Consider the following 15,920-nt stretch of genomic DNA (forward strand, 5'->3'; position numbering starts at 1 on the left):
GAGGCCGCTGTGGCGACATGCCGGGACCGCTTCAATAACGCAAACATGTAGTCGTTTCCTCGTTTGTTCTTATGTTGAATTGGCCGGCAAGCTAGCCCGGCGCCGGAGAAAGTGGAAGCCCGCAGGACACCACGCCGCATGCTGGACGCGTGCCCTGGGCGCAGCGGCGCTAACGCCCACTCGTGCCCCGGGCGCAGCGCATCGCGAAGCGGTGCGCTGCTGAACCGGGGCCCATTCGCTGGGTCCCGGCTCTGCGGAGGAGCGCGAAGTCGCGCTGCACCGCGTCCGGGACACGACAGTTCACGTCTTCGACGAAGCTCGCCGCGAGGCGATCACGACGCCGGCCAGCACCAGCGCATAGCCCATCAGATGGAATAACCGCAACTGCTCGCCAAGCAACAGGATCGCCATCGCCGAGCCGAATACCGGCACCAGATGGAAGAACGGCGCAGCGCGATTGGGCCCGATCAGCGCCAGCCCGCGGTTGAAGAACAGGTAGGCCAGCGTCGAGGGGAAGATGACGGCATAGCCGAGCGTTGCCATCGAGATCAGGTCGAATTTCAGCGTGGCGCCGGTCGAATATTCCCAGATCGAGAACGGCACCAGCATCAGCGCCCCGCAGCAGGTGGTGAACGAGATCAGCGACAGCGCGTGCGTTACCGGCCGGCGCGGGATCAGCGCAGAATAGAGTCCGAACGACACCAGCGAGCTCGCAAACATCAGGTCGCCGCGGTTGAAGCTGATGCTCGCCAGCGCGCTGAAATCGCCGCGCAGGATGATGGTGAGCACGCCGAGAAGCGAGATGGTGATGCCGGCAAGCTGCGCGCCGGTCAGGCGCACCCCGAACAGCGCCAGCGACCACAGCGCGACGAACAGCGGCCCTGCCGACTGGATCAGAAGGGCGTTCAGCGCCTCGGTATATTGCAAAGCCCAGTAGGAGATCGCATTGTTATAGGCGAAGCCGACGAACGACAGAAACAGCATCATCGGCAAATGGGCGCGCAGTACCGGCCAGTCCTTCTTGAGATGCGGCCAGGCGAATGGCAGCAGGATCAGGAAGGTGCCGATCCAGCGTACGCAGGACAACGTCAGCGGCGGCACATGGCCGGCGACATGGCGTGCCAGCACGATGTTGCCGGCCCAGAACAGCGAGGTCAGGCTCAGCAAGAGATAAGGCTGGTTGGTCAGCCACCGGACCGGTTGGAAGGCAGGTGGCGCTGGTGTGGGCTTGGTCATGTCGCGGAGCGGAATAGGGCCGGATTTTCCACCACGCGACAAGTCCCGCGTGCGCAATGCTACAATGCCCTGTGCATTCCCTGGCGCCATCACCCCACGCTGTCATACCCCGCGGAAGCGGGGTATCCAGTACGCCGCGGCTTCTCGATTGACCGCGAACGTCTCTGGAATACTGGATCACCCGCTCCAGTGCGCAATTGCGCACAAGGCGGGTGATGACAGTTTTTGTGCGGATGGATGATGAACAAACATTCCGATCTCGCCGAATGCTGCAGGAGCCGATCATGGGCGTGGAGTTGTTGAATGTCAGGGGCCTTGCCGAACTGGACCCGCAGGCGCCGGTGGTGATGCTGAACCTGATGCGGTTCCGCGAGCGCTCGCTCGATGGCGACGGCTCGGGCCGGGACGCATACTTGCGCTACAGCGCGCTCACCGTGCCGATGATCAAGGCCCGCGGCGGCACGTTGCTGTGGACCGGCGATGCGAAGACGGTTGCGCTCGGAGAGCAGGACGGCAACCAGTGGGACTATCTGGCGCTGGTGTACTATCCGACGGTGGCCGCGTTCATCGACATGATGACGTCGGAAGATTACGAGCAGCGCTGCGACCCGCACCGTACCAATGGCTGCGCCGAGCACGTCATCATCGCGACGAGGGAGGCCTACAGCAAGTTCAAGGTGGGGTGACAGCGGCCGTCATTGCGAGCGAAGCGAAGCAATCCATCTCTCCAAGCATGCCGAGCGGAGAAATGGATTGCTTCGTCGCTTCAGCGCAAAATTGCCTTGCAAGTTTGTCGCGAGCTCCTCGCAATGACGCGGCGCGAGCTGCTCCTCAAATCCGCGGTATCCCCGCGTCATTGATCACCTTCGTCCATTTGCCGATCTCGGAGCTGACCAGCGCCCGCATCTCCTCCGGCGTGCTGCCACGCACCTCGCCGCCGGTCGCCGTTTCCAGCGCGGTCCTTACCGCGGGATCAGCCAGCATCGACAGGATCTCCGTCTGCAGCCGCGCGAGGATCTCGGGCGGCGTGCCCTTCGGCGCCACCAGCCCTGCCCAGGTTCGGACGTCGAAATCGGCGATGCCGGCCTCCTGCACCGTAGGCACGTTGGGCAGCAGTTTCGTGCGCGTGGGCGAGGTGACGGCGAGACCGCGGATGGTGCCGCCTTCGATCTGGCTGGCGAGCAACACGGTCGTTCCGACGATCACGGGAACGTCTCCGGCGAGCAGGGAAGTCACGGTCAGCGAGTCGCCGCGATAGGGGACGTGCACCATCCTGGTGCCGGCGGTGATGTTCAAGAGCTCGCCAGCGAGGTGATGCGTGCTGCCGAAACCGACCGAGCCGTAGCTCAGCGCGTCAGGCTTGGCCTTGGCCATCGCAATCAGCTCCGCCAGCGTCTTCGCCTGATGGTCGGCGCGCACCGCGACCACCAGCGCGTAATAGACCATCGTCGAGAGCATATCGAAGCTGTCGGTCGGGCTATAGGCGAGCTGCTTGTAGAGCGCGCCCGAGATCGCGTGCGCGCCCGTCACGAGCCCGATCGTATAACCATCCGGCGCGGATTTGGCGACGGCGTCCGCGGCAAGGTTGCCGCCGGCGCCCGGCTTGGCCTCCACGATCACTGGCTGCCCGAGCCGCTTGGACAGCCCCTCCGAGACGATGCGCGCCATGGTGTCGGCGGCGCCGCCGGCCGCAAAACCGTGCAGCAGCCGGATCGGGCGGTTGGGATAGGTTTGCGCATCCGCAACGGAGGGCATCAGGCAGGTCAGGCTGAGCGCTGCAACAGCGATACAGCAACGCATGGCGAGCCATCGTCCGCGCAGGACGTTCAACAATCGAACCATCTGTTTCATCCCTAAATGTTTTACTTTTCTTGAACGTCAGCTCCGCCTTCCGATGACGCGGCGTGGTTACTCCACGCCGCGCATCGCCGGAGAAAATTCGCTGGCTTCCTTAGCCGGGCCGACGCCCCAGATGTCGCGCGGCAGGCCGACCCAGGTCTTCGGCCGCTGCGGCCGGTCGCGGTGCCAGGGGCGCGGCTCGAAATAGCCGAGCTCCTCGTCGAGCATCACGTCCATGCTGTAATAGAGTTCGACCAGATGGCGATCCGGATCGTAGTGATAGACCGCCACGTTGTGGCCGGGCCCATGGCGAACCGGGCCCCAGAGAATCTGAACGCGGTTGCGGCCCAGGAGATCGCAGGCCTGGTGCATGTGCGAGGCGTCGCGCAGCTCGAACGCGATATGGTGCAGGCGGCCGTCGCTGCCGCGGGCAAAATTCATCGCGTGGTGCTCGGGCCCGCAGCGCATGAAGACGAAATTTTCCTCAATGCGGTCGGAGACGCGGAAGCCAAGCACGTCGCCGAAGAACTTTGCGGTTCGCTCCGGATCGGGCGAATGCAGCGCGACGTGGCCGAGCTTTGCCACCGCCAGGCCGCGGATCGGCTCGACGGCCTTGCAAAACTCCCATCGGGAGAACAGCTCGATCCGGTGCCCGTCCGCATCGTCGAACAGCAGCGATTTCGCGATGCCGGGCGCGGTGTCGCTCCTGATCTCCGATTTGATGCCGTGGCCCGTCAGCGATTTCTGCAAATCGCCCGGCTCGAGGCCAGGCGCCACCTCATAGGCGATCGAGGTCAGTAGCGAGGCGGTGCCGCGTTCGAGCACCAGCGTCAGCTCGTCGGATTCGGTGCCAAGCAGGATGCGGCCGCCATCGCGTGCGATGATTCCGAGCCCGATGATGGACTGGTAATAGTCGAGCTTCGCCTCGATGTCAGCCGTGGTGAAGGTGGCGTGTCGCAGCCGCTTGACCTTGATCATCTCATGACCTCGTGAATTCGTGTATCGGCCGGGTCGAAGGCATCACGCGCCGCTCAACCCGGGGTCATCACGATCTTGCCGAACGCCGCGCCGGAATCGAGCAGTTCATGCGCGGCGCGCACCTCCGAGAGCTTGAAGCGCCTGAAGATCGAGGGGCGGATGGCGCCGTCGGCGAGATGGCCGATCACCGTCCGCATGATCTCGCGCCGGCCTTCGCGGTCGTGATCGTAGATGTGAAAGGAAAAGCAGCGGATCGCGGGGCAGATATCGAGATATTTCCGCATCTCGCCCATCGCGTTTTCCGTCGGCAGGCCGGCGAACGCGTTGTAGGAGACGAGCGTGCCCCATTTATCGAGCGCGCCGAGATAGGAATAGAATTCCGCGCCGCAGACGTGGTCGAGCACGAGACTGACGCCGCGCCCGCCGGTCAGCGCCCTTGTGCGGACGACCACGTCCTCGTCGCGATAGAAGATGATCTCGTCGGCACCCATGTTCTTGGCGAAGGTAGCCTTCTCGTGCGTCGAGACCGTCCCGATCGCCTTCATGCCGGCGAGTTTTGCCAGTTGCACCAGCGAGGTTCCGACGCCGCCGGCGGCGCCAACGATGAGGGCGGAGTGCGGCAGCGTGCTTGCGCCGCATCGGTGCAGCAGCGCCCAGGCGACCTGGTAGTTCGGTAGGCAAACCGCGTCCTCGAACGCGACGTTGTCGGGCAGCAGGTGCACGGCGTCGGCGGGCGCGGCGACATATTCGGCGTAGCAGCCGCCGCGCTGGGCCAGGTCGCGCGCGCTCAGCAACACCCGCTGGCCCACGGCCAGCCCGCTCACCTCCGCACCGACAGCCTCGAGGATGCCGGCGACATCGTTCCCGGGGTTGGCCGGCAGCGGCGGCATCCATTTATAGATGCCGCTGCGGATCAGCCTGTCCGGTTGGCCGACGCCGAAGGCTTGCGCCCGGATCATAACGTCCCGCGCGCCCAGATCGGGCATCGGCACCTCGGCATAGTCGAGCGCCTCCGGCCCCCCAGGACGATGCACCAGTACAGCCTTCATGCGGCCGGTCTCCCCAAATCGTATTATTTTCGAAAATATCGCCTATTGCGAAAATTATTGCAACGGGATTCTTTTTGGGTAGGATCGCGGCTCCGGATCGCGAGAAGAATCAATGACAACGACAGCCCTCAAGGCGCGCAAGGAATTCGGCAAGACGCTGGCCTCCGACATCGCCCACCGGCTGCGTAACGAGATCGTCACCTGCCAGCTCAAGCCGAACGAGTCGCTGAAGTTCGACGCGCTGCGGCTGGCGTTCGGCGCCAGCTTCACGACGCTTCGCGAAGCGCTGACGCTGCTGGTGGCAGAGGGGCTGGTCGTCGCCGAGGAGCAGCGCGGCTACAAGGTCGCGCCGGTGACACTGGAAGATCTGCACGACCTGACCCATGCCCGCATCCTGATCGAGGTCGACCTGATGCGCCGCTCGATCGAAAAGGGCGATGACGACTGGGAAATCAGGGTCATTTCGTCACTCCACCGCCTCGCCAAGATCGAGGAGCGGGCGCCGGAAGACTATGCGGCCAACGTCGAATGGAAGACGGCGCACCGCCAGTTCCATGAAGCCCTGGTCTCCGCCTCGGGATCGCCGACGCTGCTCGCTGTGCGCAACTCGCTGTTCGACCGTGCCGAGCGCTATCGCAACCTGTCGGCCATGTACCGGCCGCGGCCCCGCGACAAGGCCGGCGAACACCGCGCGCTGATGCAGGCCGCGATCGGCCGCAATGCCGATCAGGCCTGCGATCTGATCGCCAGCCATATCCAGACCACGTCCGACAATGTCGCCAAATACGCCGCCGGCGTGATCAGCGCGACCTGATCGCCGGCGGCGGCGCGCGCCGGTACTTTCTCGCAAAACTGGACCGATACGCCTGTGAGCGGCAGATTCTTGTTGCGTCCGGCACGATTTTCGAAAATAGTCAGTTTTGACGAAATTCAATCCCTCAGCCCCTTACCACCGAGAAGGATACAAGTCGCATGCGGCTGCTCTCATTTCTGCACAAGGGCAAGGAGACTTGGGGCGTGGCGCTCGGCGACGGCGTCGTCGATCTCGGCAGCAAACTGCCGCACGCCACGTTGCAGGACTTCATCGCCAGCCCCGATTTCGAGAAGCGTGACAGCATCGTCGCCGGCCACGCGCCGGACCTGAAACTCGCCGACGTCAAATACCTTCCGGTGATCCCGCGCCCGGAAAAAATCGTGTGCGCCGTGCGCAACTATCTCGACCATCACAATGAGGCGGTTGCCTTCGGCATGCAGCGCGAGATCACGGCGTTTCCGCCGATCTTCCTGCGGGTCTGGCGCTCCCAGGTCGGCCATGACGCGCCGGTGGTCCGTCCCAAAGTGTCGACGCATCTGGATTGGGAGGGCGAGCTTGCCGTCATCATCGGCAAGGGCGGCCGCCATATCCCCGAGGCCGACGCCATGAACCATGTCGCCGGCTATTCGATCTACAACGATGTCAGCGTGCGCGACTATCAGCGGCACGCGCAGCAGATTGCGGCCGGCAAGAATTTCGTCGGCACCGGGCCGTTTGGCCCCTGGATGGTGACGACGGATGAATTGCCTGATCCGACCAAGCTGAAGCTCGAGACCCGCGTCAACGGCAACGTCGTCCAGAAGTCGGACACCTCGTTCCTGATCTTCTCGATCCCGCGGCTGATCAACTACGCCTCCGAGATCTTCGATCTTGTGCCGGGCGACGTCATCGCGACCGGCACGCCGGCCGGCGTCGGCTTCACCCGCAAGCCGCCGATGTTTCTGGTGCCGGGCGATGTCGTCGAGGTCGAGGTGGAGAAAATCGGCGTGCTGCGTAACCCTGTGATCGACGAGGCTGCACAGTGACGGTCTACGACATCAGGAAGACGCAGCTCTCCATAGAAGAAGTCTGGCACGAGCGCGGGCCGCGCCGCGCGCAGCCGCTACTGGTCGGCACCTCGCTCGCTGTCATCAACAATCCCTATGCCGGCCGCTTCGAGCCTGACCTGATGGGATTTCAGGCAGCCTTGCGCGATCTTGGCCGGCAACTGGCGCGGACGCTTTCCGAGCGGCTGGGCGGCACGGACGTCGTCGAAGCCTATGGCAAGGGCGCGATCGTCGGTGGCGACGGCGAGCTGGAGCATGGCGCGGTCTGGCACGAAGCGGGCGGAGCGGCGATCCGCGAGGTGATCTCGCAGGCCAAGGCGATCGTGCCGGCGGCCAAGACCGTCGGCGCGATCGGCACGCGGATCATGGTCCCGCTCGGCCACATCGAGGCGGCTTACGTGCGCAGCCATTTCGGCACCGCCGAGATGACGATCTGGGACGCGCCGCGGCGCGACGAGATCGTGTTCGGCCTCGTCATGGCCACCGGCGGGCGGACGCACGCGCGCATCGGCGGCCTCTCGGTAGACCAGATCTCGGTCCACGACGGGCAGCGGTAGCATTTAGAACTTCCGCACCAGGTCCGGCGTGATCTCGCTGAGCTTGCGGATGCCGAGCAGCGCGAGGTCGCGGTCGATCTCGGCTTTCAAGAGCGAGATCGCGCGCTGCACGCCGGCCTGGCCGCCGGCGATCGCGGCATAGAGGAACGGGCGGCCGATCCAGACGAAATGCGCACCTAACGCCAGCGCCTTGATCACATCGGTGCCGCGGCGGATGCCGCCATCGACCATGACCGTCATGCCCTTGGCCTCGGCGGCGATCTCTGGCAGCGTGCGCAGGCCTGACATCGTGAAGTCGAGCTGGCGGCCGCCATGGTTGGACAGCATGACGCCGTCGACGCCGCTCTCACGCGCGATGCGTGCATCCGCCGGCGAGACCAGGCCCTTGACCACGAGCTTGCCCTTCCATCGCTTGCGGATCATTTCGACATGCTTCCAGGCGAGCTGGTCGCGGGCGCCGATGTTGCGCATCAGGTTCTTCGCCAGCACCGGCGGGCCGCGCTGCGCATCCATGTTCTCGAAATGCGGCATGCCATGATTCATGATGGTGCGTGCCCAGGTGCCGAACAGCCAGTGCGGATGGGTCACCGTGTCCCAGAACACGCGCGGGGTGATCGCGAGCGGCACCTGAAAGCCGTTGCGGATGTTGTTCTCGCGGTTCGGCGGCACCGGCACGTCGGCGGTGACGACGAAGGTGTCGTAGCCGGCCGCGGCCACGCGATCGATCAGCGGCTCGATCCTTTCAGGGAGCCCGGCGAGATAGGCCTGATACCACGCGGCGTGGTTGGCGGCGCCCACGTCCTCCAGCGTGATCAGCGAGGAGGCGCTCAGAATCATCGGCACGTCCTCGGCTTTCGCGGCCTGCGTCAGCACGATGTCGCCGCGATAGGCCGCGAGCGCGGACGAGCCCATCGGCGGAATGCCGAACGGGGCGGCATAGGCCTTGCCGAACAAGGTCGTCGTCTGGTCGCGGCCGGAGACGTCGTTGAGCACGCGCGGCACGAAGCCGTATTCATCAAAGGCGTTGCGGTTGTCGCGCAGCGCAGCGTCGGTCTCGGCGCCGCCGGAAATATAGCCGTAGAGGAATTTTGGAATCCGCCGCCGCGCCGTCGCCTCGAAATCGTCGAGCGCGAGATATTTTTGCAAATGCCGCGGCACCGCGCTTTCGGGCCGGGTCACGGTCGCGGGCGGCGCAGTCAGGCTGGCGGATTTGTCGAGCACGTCGGCGTTCCATCTTGTTGATTGTTATGCGGCAGAGCTCAGCGGCGGCGGGGCGGGGCGGCAGGTGCGGGGCCAGACTTGTTGATGGCGGCAGAGACCTCGCCGAGCATCTTTCGCGCGTCGGCGAGCACCTGTCCGGATTTCTTGTCGAAGCTTTCGATCAGTTCGCGCATCGAGATCACGGTCGGCAGCAATTCGCCGCCATATTTGTCGCTGGCGAGACGACCGAGAAAATCCTTGGTCTTGTCCATCGCGCCGTCGACGGCGGCAACGCCGGATTCGGCTGTTGCGATGACGGAGGAGATCTTCTCGCCATTGTCCGACAGCGAGGCGGTGAAGCTCTCGAAATTCCGCAGCGTATCCTTGATCCCGACTTCATTGTCGGCGATCACGCGGTCGACGTTGCGCAGCGCGGCGCGGATCTTCTCCTGGGTGTTGAGCGTGCCCTCGCGGTCGGCGGTCAGTTCGGGAATGCCGTCGGCGCCCTTGGGCGGCGGCGGCGCCTCGTCCGAGCCGCCGGTGAAGGAGATCGCGGCGATGCCGGTGAGGCCCTGGAACTCGAGGCCGACCTGGGTGTCGCTTCTGACCGGCGTGCTGCCGTCGATCATCGTGAGCGCGACCACGCGGCGCGGATGGTCGAGCTTCAGCGACACCACCTCGCCGACCCGGATGCCGGCGAAATTCACGCTGCCGCCCTTGCGCAGGCCCGATGCCGAACCTTCGAAGACCACGCGGAACGGCACCTTCTGCTTGATCCCGGCGAGCTTCTGGTAGCTCAGCCACGCCCCGAGCGACCCGGCGATCAGGGCCAGGGTCAAAGTGCCGATCATCAGATTGCTGGCGCGAACCTTCATCGAACTTTCCGAACCGGGCTCAAGAAATAGCGGATTTGCCGAGCCGAGTCACCGCGTGCGGTCCTCAACCTCTCCCCGCTTGCGGAGAGAGGTCGAAATTTGCGAGGAGCGCGAATTTCGGGTGAGGGGGTACAGGTCTCACATAGTTTGCGGCTCGTGGAGAGAGCCCCTCACCCTAACCCTCTCCCCCGCGAAGGGCGGGGAGAGGGAACGCTACCTCGCCCGCGGCAGGGAGAAAATCAAAACGTCAGGCCGCCGGCTTCCGCGACGCTACGAACACCCCGGTCAGCACCAGCGCAAATCCGATGAAGTGAAACACCTGCGGATGCTCGCCGAGGAAGACGATGGACATGATGGTTCCGAACACCGGCACCACGTGGAAGAACGGCGCGGCGCGGTTGGCGCCGATCAGCTGGACGCCGCGGTTGAAGCAGAGATAGGCGAGCGTCGAGGGAAACAGCGCGACATAGGCGAGGGAGAGCAGGTTCGCCGCATTGATCTGCATCAGCGGCCGCGCGAAAAATTCCCAGATCAGCAGCGGGATCAGGCAGGCCGCGCCCGCGCCGAAGGTGAAGGCGACGAACGACAGCGCATGGATCGCCGGCCGCTTCAGCGACAGCACCGAATAGAGCCCGAAGATCACGAGCGCCACGAGGAAGATCAGGTCGCCGCGGTTGAACTCGATATTGGAAAGCTTGGTAAGGTCGCCATGCATCAGGATGATCACGACGCCGGCCATCGACAATAGAATGCCCGCGGCCTGCGCCAGCGTCAGCCGCACGCCGAGTAGCAGCAGCGACCACACCGCGACCACCAGCGGGCCGGCCGACTGCAACAGCAGCGTGTTCAGCGCCTGGGTATGTTCGAGCGCCCAATATTGCAGCGTGTTGAAGGCGCCGATGCCCGTGATGGAGAGCACGACCATGATGCCGAGCCGGCCCCGGATCGCCTCCCAGTCGCGCCTGAGGTGCTTCAAGGCAAACGGCAGGATGACCAGGAAGGCGAGCGACCACCGCAGGAACGACAGCGTCACCGGCGGGATATGGCCTGCGGCGAGCCGCCCGACGATCGCGTTGCCGGCCCAGCACAGCGCAGTGATGCTGAGCAGCAGATAGGGCTGGTTGGCGAGCCAGTTCCCGGATGCTGCGGATGAAATCTGTTCGGAAGCCGACATTCGAGAACAAGGCCCGGTTCATGACACCGCGGCCCGCCCGGCGGGCATCGCCGGGCCGGAAATGTGGCCCGGCCCTTGTCACAGACACGGATTTGCCCCGCGCATCAATGGTGCCGGATGCATCCCGACCATGCAGGCAGCTCCATTTGTTTCTGCACGGTATTTGGGGTTGCCAAGAGGTCGGCGGGTATGCAATCAAAAGACGATTGATTCATGCGACCCAACCTTTGTTTGATTTTGAGGGGTCACATGCGATTATTTCCGGACTATTTGATTAGCGAAAGTTCGTTCGATCGTCGGGACCAGGGATTGAGGGCGATCGCCTTGGCGCGGCTTACCCCTGATCCGTGAGGTCGAATTCTACAGATGATGGGCATTCCCTTGAAAAAGCCGACACCGGCCGAAGAAGCCGAAGCCGAAACGCGTCACCAGTTTGCCATTCGAGCGAACTCGATTCTGGCATTCATCGAGTGTGATGAGGAGCAGCGCCCGAAACTGCGCGAGGCGATCATCGAGGCGATGCTATGGGCGCAGACGCAACCGAAACTTACCAAATAGGGCTCAAAGAGGAGGCTTGTCTCAGCCGTTCATGCGACGAGCGACCGCGCGATCGCGCCCGCGGCTTTCAATGCGTCGTTCGGATCGAGCTCGACCTGCAGGCCGCGCTGGCCGCCGTTGAGGAACACGCTGGCATGACCGAGCGCGGCTTCCTCGATCGCGACCGGCACGCGCTTCTTCTGCCCGAACGGCGAGATGCCGCCGACATGGTAGCCGGTCAGCCGTTCGGCGTCGGCCGGCCGCATCATCTTTGCCGTCTTGGCGCCGAACGCGGCGGCGAGCTTTTTCATGCTGACCTCGCAATCCGACGGCACCATGGCGCAGACCGGCTTGCCGTCGGCCTCGGCCATCAGCGTCTTGAGCACGCGCTGTGGCGGCACGTCGAGCGCCTGTGCCGCCTGCAGCCCGATGCTGCTCGCATCCGGATCGTAGTTGTAGGCATGCACGGTGAATTTCACACCCAGTCTTTCCAGCGCCTGGGTCGCACGGGTGGTTTTCGACATGGCCTTTCCGTCATTGCTCCTGCTCTCTTATCCCGGACGGGGCGCAGCCTAGGCGATGCGTAGCATCGTCCGGCAACGCTGCTCCGCAGAGCCGGGACCCATCATCGCGTGTCGGCGCGATAGGTCTCGGCTCAGCAGCGCACCGCAAGAGCGGTGCGCTGCGTCCGGGGCACGCAAACCACCCCGTCATATTAATATTCTGTCATCCCAAGTGCTCTGGGAGCTCTCAAATATTATGGGTATATCAATGGGTTGGAGCGGTTCTAAGGCCCCCATAAAGCCGCCTTCTTGCTTGCCTAGATCACCTGCTTCCTTTATCCGGTGGGGCGCCCTGCATCGAACGGCCCCGGCCGTGATTTTGGCTGGGCGAGACAGAAGCATGGTCCGGACAGTTGGAGTGCCGGTTTTCCGGTGAAGTCATGCTGGAACCAAGAGATTTGCAGGGAAAACCATAGATATGGCCAATGTTGTCGTCGTCGGCGCCCAGTGGGGCGACGAAGGGAAGGGCAAGATCGTCGACTGGTTGTCGGAGCAGGCCGATATCGTCGTGCGCTTCCAGGGCGGCCATAATGCCGGCCATACGCTCGTCATCAATGGTGAGACCTACAAGCTGGCGCTGCTGCCCTCCGGCGTGCTGCGGCCGTCCAAGCTGGCCGTGATCGGCAATGGTGTCGTGTTCGATCCCCAGGCCTTCCTCGACGAGGTCGCGCGGCTGAAGGGGCAGGGCGTCGCCGTCGGCCCGGACAATTTGCGCATCGCCGAGAATGTGACGCTGATCCTGCCGCTGCACCGCGATCTCGACGCGCTGCGGGAATCCTCGAATGCTGTCACCGCGATCGGCACCACGCGCCGCGGCATCGGCCCGGCCTATGAGGATAAGGCCGGCCGCCGCGCCATCCGTTTGATGGACCTCGCCGACCTCGACACCCTGCCGCACAAGATCGACCGCCTGCTGGCGCATCACAACGCGCTGCGCCGTGGCCTCAATCTGGAAGAGATCGACGGCAAGGAAATCCTGAACGAACTCACCGCGCTGGCGCCAAAGCTACTGCCCTATGCGGAGACGGTGTGGCGGCTGCTCGACGCCAAGCGGCGCGAGGGCAAGCGGATGCTGTTCGAAGGCGCGCAGGGCGCGCTGCTCGACGTCGACCACGGCACCTATCCCTACGTCACCTCATCCAACACGGTGGCGGCGCAGGCGGCTACCGGTTCCGGCCTCGGCCCCAGCGCCGTCGGGTATGTGCTCGGCATCTGCAAGGCCTACACGACCCGCGTCGGCCAAGGCCCGTTCCCGACCGAGCTCAACGATGAGATCGGCGAGGAGATCGGTCGCCGCGGCAAGGAGTTCGGCGTCAACACCGGCCGCAAGCGCCGCTGCGGCTGGTTCGATGCGGTGCTGGTGCGGCAGACGGTCCGCACCTGCGGCATCAACGGCCTGGCGCTGACCAAGCTCGACATTCTCGATGGCTTCGACACCATCGAGGTCTGCACCGGCTATATGCTCGACGGCAAGGAGATCGACCATCTGCCGGCGGGCGAGGGCGCCCAGGCCCGGGTGGTGCCGATCTATGAGACGATCGAAGGCTGGAAGGAGCCGACCGCCAATGCCCGCTCTTGGGCGGATCTGCCGGCCCAGGCCATTAAATATGTGCGCCGGGTCGAGGAACTCGTGGGTTGCCCCATTGCATTGCTTTCCACCAGCCCCGAACGCGAGGATACTATCCTGGTGCAGAACCCGTTCGAGGCTTAACGGGATGTTGCGGCCGCTCCAGCAGTATTGATGAGAAATGGCTGATTATTACCCGCTGATCGCACGCGCTATTGCCGGCCTGGATCCCAATGCTCCAGGCGAGAGCCGCCGCGCGCTCTATGAGCGGGCCCGCACCGCGCTGATCGCGCAGTTGCGCAGCGTTCAACCGCCGCTCTCCGAATCGGAGATCACCCGCGAGCGGCTGTCGCTGGAAGAAGCCGTGCGCAAGGTCGAATCGGAAGCAGCCCAGCGCGCCCGCGAAGCCTCGCGTCCGGGCGGTGCCCCCCGGTCGGGTGACAATTTCCGCCGCGCCAACGCCCGTCCGCCGGAGGACGGGGCCGCGCCGCCACCGCCGGGCGCTCCGCGCCCGCGTCCGCCGCAGGGTCCTGCGCGCGAGGGCCGTCCACCGCTTGGCCAGGAGGAGCCGCGTCCGCCGCGCAATCTGCGTCCCGATGCGCCGCCCAACGGAGCGCCGCGCCCGCAGGCGCCGCCGATTCCGATGCAGGATGCCGGCCTGCCGCCACCGCCGCCGCGCGGGGCCGGTCCCCGCCGCGGTCCGGACACCAATGGCGGTCCACCGACGCCGCCGCAGCCGCCGGGCATGCGCGGCTTCCGCGACATCGCCGCCGACGCCGACGATCTCGGCCGCGCCGCCGCGCAGGCCAATCGCGCCGCGCGAAAGACCTATGCCAACGTGCCGTCGCCCTCGCCGGAGTTCGACCGGCTCGAGCCGAGCATGGAGAACCGCGGCGCCGATCCAGAGGCGCCGTATTCGTACGACGAGCAGTTGGCGGAGGCCGACCGCTATCCGCCACCGCCGCTGCGCGACCGCCCGCGGCTCTCGCAGGATCGCGATCGCGAGCCGCCGAAGAAGCGCGCGCGCACCGGCGCCGTGTTTCCGTTCAAGAGCGCGATCGCCGTCGGCATCGTGCTGATCCTGGTCGGCGCCGGCATCCTGTGGGGCAAGTCGGTGGTGTCTGCCTTCAGCGGCCTGTTCAAATCGTCGCAAGTGGCGGAAGCGCCGAAGGATCCGGCCGCGCCGCAGTCGCGCCCGAAGATTCCCGATCGTGTCGGCCAGCCCGCGCCGGGCGAGAACGTCGCGCCGGTGGCGCAGCGCGTCGTGCTCTATGACGAGGACCCGTCCGATCCCAAGGGCAAGCAGTATGTCGGCTCGGTGATCTGGCGCACCGAACCGATCAAGGCGAGCGGCAACCAGAAGCCTGACGTTGCCGTGCGGGCCGACATCGAGATTCCCGACCGCAAGTTCAAGATGACGATGTCGTTCCGCCGCAATACCGACTCCTCGCTGCCGGCGAGTCACACCGCGGAACTGACCTTCATCCTGCCGCAGGATTTCACCGGCGGCGGCGTCGGCAACGTGCCGGGCATCCTGATGAAGTCGAACGAGCAGGCGCGCGGCACGCCGCTGGCCGGCCTTGCCGTCAAGGTCACCGACGGCTTCTTCCTGGTCGGCCTCTCCAACGTCGATTCCGACCGCTCGCGCAATTTGCAGCTCCTGAAGGAGCGCTCCTGGTTCGACGTGCCGTTGGTCTATGTCAACCAGCGCCGCGCCATCATCGCGATCGAAAAGGGCTCGCCGGGCGAGCGCGCCTTCAACGACGCCTTTGCGGCCTGGGGCGAATAGCTAAAGCGAAGCACGCCGGAAGCGTCTTGGAAGAAAAGCGGCCCCGGCAGCGCTCATCCCGCCGCCAAAGCCGTTCTGGTTTCGTGATCGCGTGAAGGCGTTACTCGTCGGCTGTTGCTGCGGCGCGCCGCCGGGCAGTGTGCTCGCGGTCCATCACGGCGCGGCAACCCGCGCTGACATGCGCGCGGTTCCTGGCCATGCAGGCGGTGATTCGCTGGATGTTGGGGACCTCATGGCCGCATAGCCGCATCGCGTCGCCGGTGCACATCTGCTGTGCCTCCGACGAGAAGGCGAGGCTCGGGCTTATGGAAAGCGCCATTGCCGCAGTGGCGAAGGCGAAGAGAGCTGCGATCTTGCTTGTTCGACAGGACAACATTTGACCGGTTCCCCAAAAAGTTGCGCGCGGCGCCAGGGCCGCTGTTCATTTCATTGGGGGCGCTGCAGGCGGCTTGCGCTGCCGCACGCGTCATCCTTCACGCGGAATGTCACCCGCGTGTGGTTGCTCGAATCGATCGGTGTCCGAATCAAAAGTGCTGCGCCGCCCCGCGTGAATTATGCGCCAACGCTGTGAAGCTGCAATGCTCGCGTCAACACTTCCCTGGACTGTTGCGAGCGCGCCACGAATATGAGTCCACCGGGCGGGACGGCGAGAGTCTTTCCCGCGCCGCAATGTCATTCGCGGATGCCGCTGCCGAA

At 64.9% G+C, this 15,920-nt stretch carries 16 protein-coding genes; 7 read left to right on the top strand and 9 right to left on the bottom strand.

Annotation, left to right across the window (positions count from 1 at the left end; translation table 11 throughout):
- Window positions 1–300 precede the first annotated feature (300 nt).
- On the bottom strand, window positions 301–1,236 hold the full coding sequence (locus RX331_RS06905; RefSeq protein ID WP_317255860.1) for a DMT family transporter: 936 nt from the start codon (window positions 1,234–1,236) through the stop codon (window positions 301–303).
- Window positions 1,237–1,520: 284 nt separating this feature from the next.
- Between RX331_RS06905 and RX331_RS06910 the strand changes: the two genes are divergently transcribed.
- Complete coding sequence (locus RX331_RS06910) at window positions 1,521–1,922, top strand: DUF1330 domain-containing protein (RefSeq protein ID WP_317255861.1); 402 nt, start codon at window positions 1,521–1,523, stop codon at window positions 1,920–1,922.
- 145 nt (window positions 1,923–2,067) lie between these two features.
- Here RX331_RS06910 and RX331_RS06915 read toward each other — a convergent pair whose 3' ends face one another.
- From RX331_RS06915 to RX331_RS06925, 3 genes are all read right to left on the bottom strand, one after another.
- Window positions 2,068–3,078 carry a tripartite tricarboxylate transporter substrate binding protein gene (locus tag RX331_RS06915; protein ID WP_317255862.1) on the bottom strand — a complete coding sequence of 337 codons (1,011 nt, stop codon included), beginning with the start codon at window positions 3,076–3,078 and terminating at the stop codon, window positions 2,068–2,070.
- Between the two features lie 66 nt (window positions 3,079–3,144).
- Entirely contained in the window at window positions 3,145–4,053 is a 909-nt protein-coding gene (locus RX331_RS06920) for a VOC family protein (protein WP_317255863.1), read from the bottom strand.
- Between the two features lie 53 nt (window positions 4,054–4,106).
- Complete coding sequence (locus RX331_RS06925; RefSeq protein WP_317255864.1) at window positions 4,107–5,102, bottom strand: zinc-dependent alcohol dehydrogenase family protein; 996 nt, start codon at window positions 5,100–5,102, stop codon at window positions 4,107–4,109.
- 112 nt (window positions 5,103–5,214) lie between these two features.
- Between RX331_RS06925 and RX331_RS06930 the strand changes: the two genes are divergently transcribed.
- The 3 genes from RX331_RS06930 to RX331_RS06940 all read left to right on the top strand — a co-directional run bounded on the left by RX331_RS06930 (window position 5,215) and on the right by RX331_RS06940 (window position 7,519).
- Window positions 5,215–5,916, top strand: a complete 702-nt coding sequence (locus tag RX331_RS06930) for a GntR family transcriptional regulator (RefSeq protein ID WP_317255865.1) — start codon at window positions 5,215–5,217, stop codon at window positions 5,914–5,916.
- A 158-nt stretch (window positions 5,917–6,074) separates the two neighbouring features.
- Window positions 6,075–6,941, top strand: coding sequence for a fumarylacetoacetate hydrolase family protein (locus RX331_RS06935; RefSeq protein WP_317255866.1), 867 nt, complete (start codon window positions 6,075–6,077; stop codon window positions 6,939–6,941).
- Window positions 6,938–7,519, top strand: a complete 582-nt coding sequence (locus RX331_RS06940) for an amino acid synthesis family protein (RefSeq protein ID WP_317255867.1) — start codon at window positions 6,938–6,940, stop codon at window positions 7,517–7,519. The genes RX331_RS06935 and RX331_RS06940 overlap by 4 nt, the downstream gene beginning before the upstream one ends.
- A gap of 3 nt (window positions 7,520–7,522) precedes the next feature.
- Here RX331_RS06940 and RX331_RS06945 read toward each other — a convergent pair whose 3' ends face one another.
- The 3 genes from RX331_RS06945 to RX331_RS06955 all read right to left on the bottom strand — a co-directional run bounded on the left by RX331_RS06945 (window position 7,523) and on the right by RX331_RS06955 (window position 10,768).
- The gene (locus RX331_RS06945) at window positions 7,523–8,740 is read right to left on the bottom strand and encodes an alpha-hydroxy acid oxidase (RefSeq protein ID WP_317255868.1); all 1,218 of its coding nucleotides are present in this window, start codon (window positions 8,738–8,740) and stop codon (window positions 7,523–7,525) included.
- Window positions 8,741–8,778: 38 nt separating this feature from the next.
- Window positions 8,779–9,594: an MlaD family protein gene (locus tag RX331_RS06950; protein ID WP_317255869.1), complete on the bottom strand. Its 816-nt coding sequence runs from the start codon at window positions 9,592–9,594 to the stop codon at window positions 8,779–8,781.
- Between the two features lie 247 nt (window positions 9,595–9,841).
- Window positions 9,842–10,768: a DMT family transporter gene (locus RX331_RS06955; RefSeq protein ID WP_317255870.1), complete on the bottom strand. Its 927-nt coding sequence runs from the start codon at window positions 10,766–10,768 to the stop codon at window positions 9,842–9,844.
- 366 nt (window positions 10,769–11,134) lie between these two features.
- Here RX331_RS06955 and RX331_RS06960 point away from each other — a divergent pair, with 366 nt between their 5' ends.
- Entirely contained in the window at window positions 11,135–11,326 is a 192-nt protein-coding gene (locus RX331_RS06960; protein WP_317255871.1) for a hypothetical protein, read from the top strand.
- A 29-nt stretch (window positions 11,327–11,355) separates the two neighbouring features.
- Here the strand turns inward: RX331_RS06960 and ybaK are convergent, their stop codons facing one another.
- Window positions 11,356–11,829, bottom strand: a complete 474-nt coding sequence (ybaK, locus tag RX331_RS06965) for a Cys-tRNA(Pro) deacylase (protein WP_317255872.1) — start codon at window positions 11,827–11,829, stop codon at window positions 11,356–11,358.
- Window positions 11,830–12,286: 457 nt separating this feature from the next.
- Between ybaK and RX331_RS06970 the strand changes: the two genes are divergently transcribed.
- Window positions 12,287–13,579 carry an adenylosuccinate synthase gene (locus RX331_RS06970; RefSeq protein WP_317255873.1) on the top strand — a complete coding sequence of 431 codons (1,293 nt, stop codon included), beginning with the start codon at window positions 12,287–12,289 and terminating at the stop codon, window positions 13,577–13,579.
- A gap of 37 nt (window positions 13,580–13,616) precedes the next feature.
- A complete protein-coding gene (locus RX331_RS06975) occupies window positions 13,617–15,224 on the top strand; it encodes a hypothetical protein (protein ID WP_317255874.1) in 1,608 nt (535 codons plus the stop codon).
- 100 nt (window positions 15,225–15,324) lie between these two features.
- On the opposite strand, the gene RX331_RS06980 is transcribed toward RX331_RS06975, so the two are convergent.
- Window positions 15,325–15,600 carry a hypothetical protein gene (locus RX331_RS06980; RefSeq protein ID WP_317255875.1) on the bottom strand — a complete coding sequence of 92 codons (276 nt, stop codon included), beginning with the start codon at window positions 15,598–15,600 and terminating at the stop codon, window positions 15,325–15,327.
- Window positions 15,601–15,920: the final 320 nt, after the last annotated feature.

The sequence above is a fragment of the Bradyrhizobium sp. BWA-3-5 genome (assembly GCF_032917985.1).
Classification (GTDB): domain Bacteria; phylum Pseudomonadota; class Alphaproteobacteria; order Rhizobiales; family Xanthobacteraceae; genus Bradyrhizobium.

Bases quoted from the DNA above. Each gene is read 5' to 3' on its own strand.
- RX331_RS06905 (WP_317255860.1), bottom strand. From the start codon at position 1,236: ATGACCAAGCCCACACCAGCGCCACCTGCCTTCCAACCGGTCCGGTGG.
- RX331_RS06910 (WP_317255861.1), top strand. From the start codon at position 1,521: ATGGGCGTGGAGTTGTTGAATGTCAGGGGCCTTGCCGAACTGGACCCG.
- RX331_RS06915 (WP_317255862.1), bottom strand. From the start codon at position 3,078: ATGGTTCGATTGTTGAACGTCCTGCGCGGACGATGGCTCGCCATGCGT.
- RX331_RS06920 (WP_317255863.1), bottom strand. From the start codon at position 4,053: ATGATCAAGGTCAAGCGGCTGCGACACGCCACCTTCACCACGGCTGAC.
- RX331_RS06925 (WP_317255864.1), bottom strand. From the start codon at position 5,102: ATGAAGGCTGTACTGGTGCATCGTCCTGGGGGGCCGGAGGCGCTCGAC.
- RX331_RS06930 (WP_317255865.1), top strand. From the start codon at position 5,215: ATGACAACGACAGCCCTCAAGGCGCGCAAGGAATTCGGCAAGACGCTG.
- RX331_RS06935 (WP_317255866.1), top strand. From the start codon at position 6,075: ATGCGGCTGCTCTCATTTCTGCACAAGGGCAAGGAGACTTGGGGCGTG.
- RX331_RS06950 (WP_317255869.1), bottom strand. From the start codon at position 9,594: ATGAAGGTTCGCGCCAGCAATCTGATGATCGGCACTTTGACCCTGGCC.
- RX331_RS06955 (WP_317255870.1), bottom strand. From the start codon at position 10,768: ATGTCGGCTTCCGAACAGATTTCATCCGCAGCATCCGGGAACTGGCTC.
- RX331_RS06960 (WP_317255871.1), top strand. From the start codon at position 11,135: ATGATGGGCATTCCCTTGAAAAAGCCGACACCGGCCGAAGAAGCCGAA.
- ybaK (WP_317255872.1), bottom strand. From the start codon at position 11,829: ATGTCGAAAACCACCCGTGCGACCCAGGCGCTGGAAAGACTGGGTGTG.
- RX331_RS06970 (WP_317255873.1), top strand. From the start codon at position 12,287: ATGGCCAATGTTGTCGTCGTCGGCGCCCAGTGGGGCGACGAAGGGAAG.
- RX331_RS06975 (WP_317255874.1), top strand. From the start codon at position 13,617: ATGGCTGATTATTACCCGCTGATCGCACGCGCTATTGCCGGCCTGGAT.
- RX331_RS06980 (WP_317255875.1), bottom strand. From the start codon at position 15,600: ATGTTGTCCTGTCGAACAAGCAAGATCGCAGCTCTCTTCGCCTTCGCC.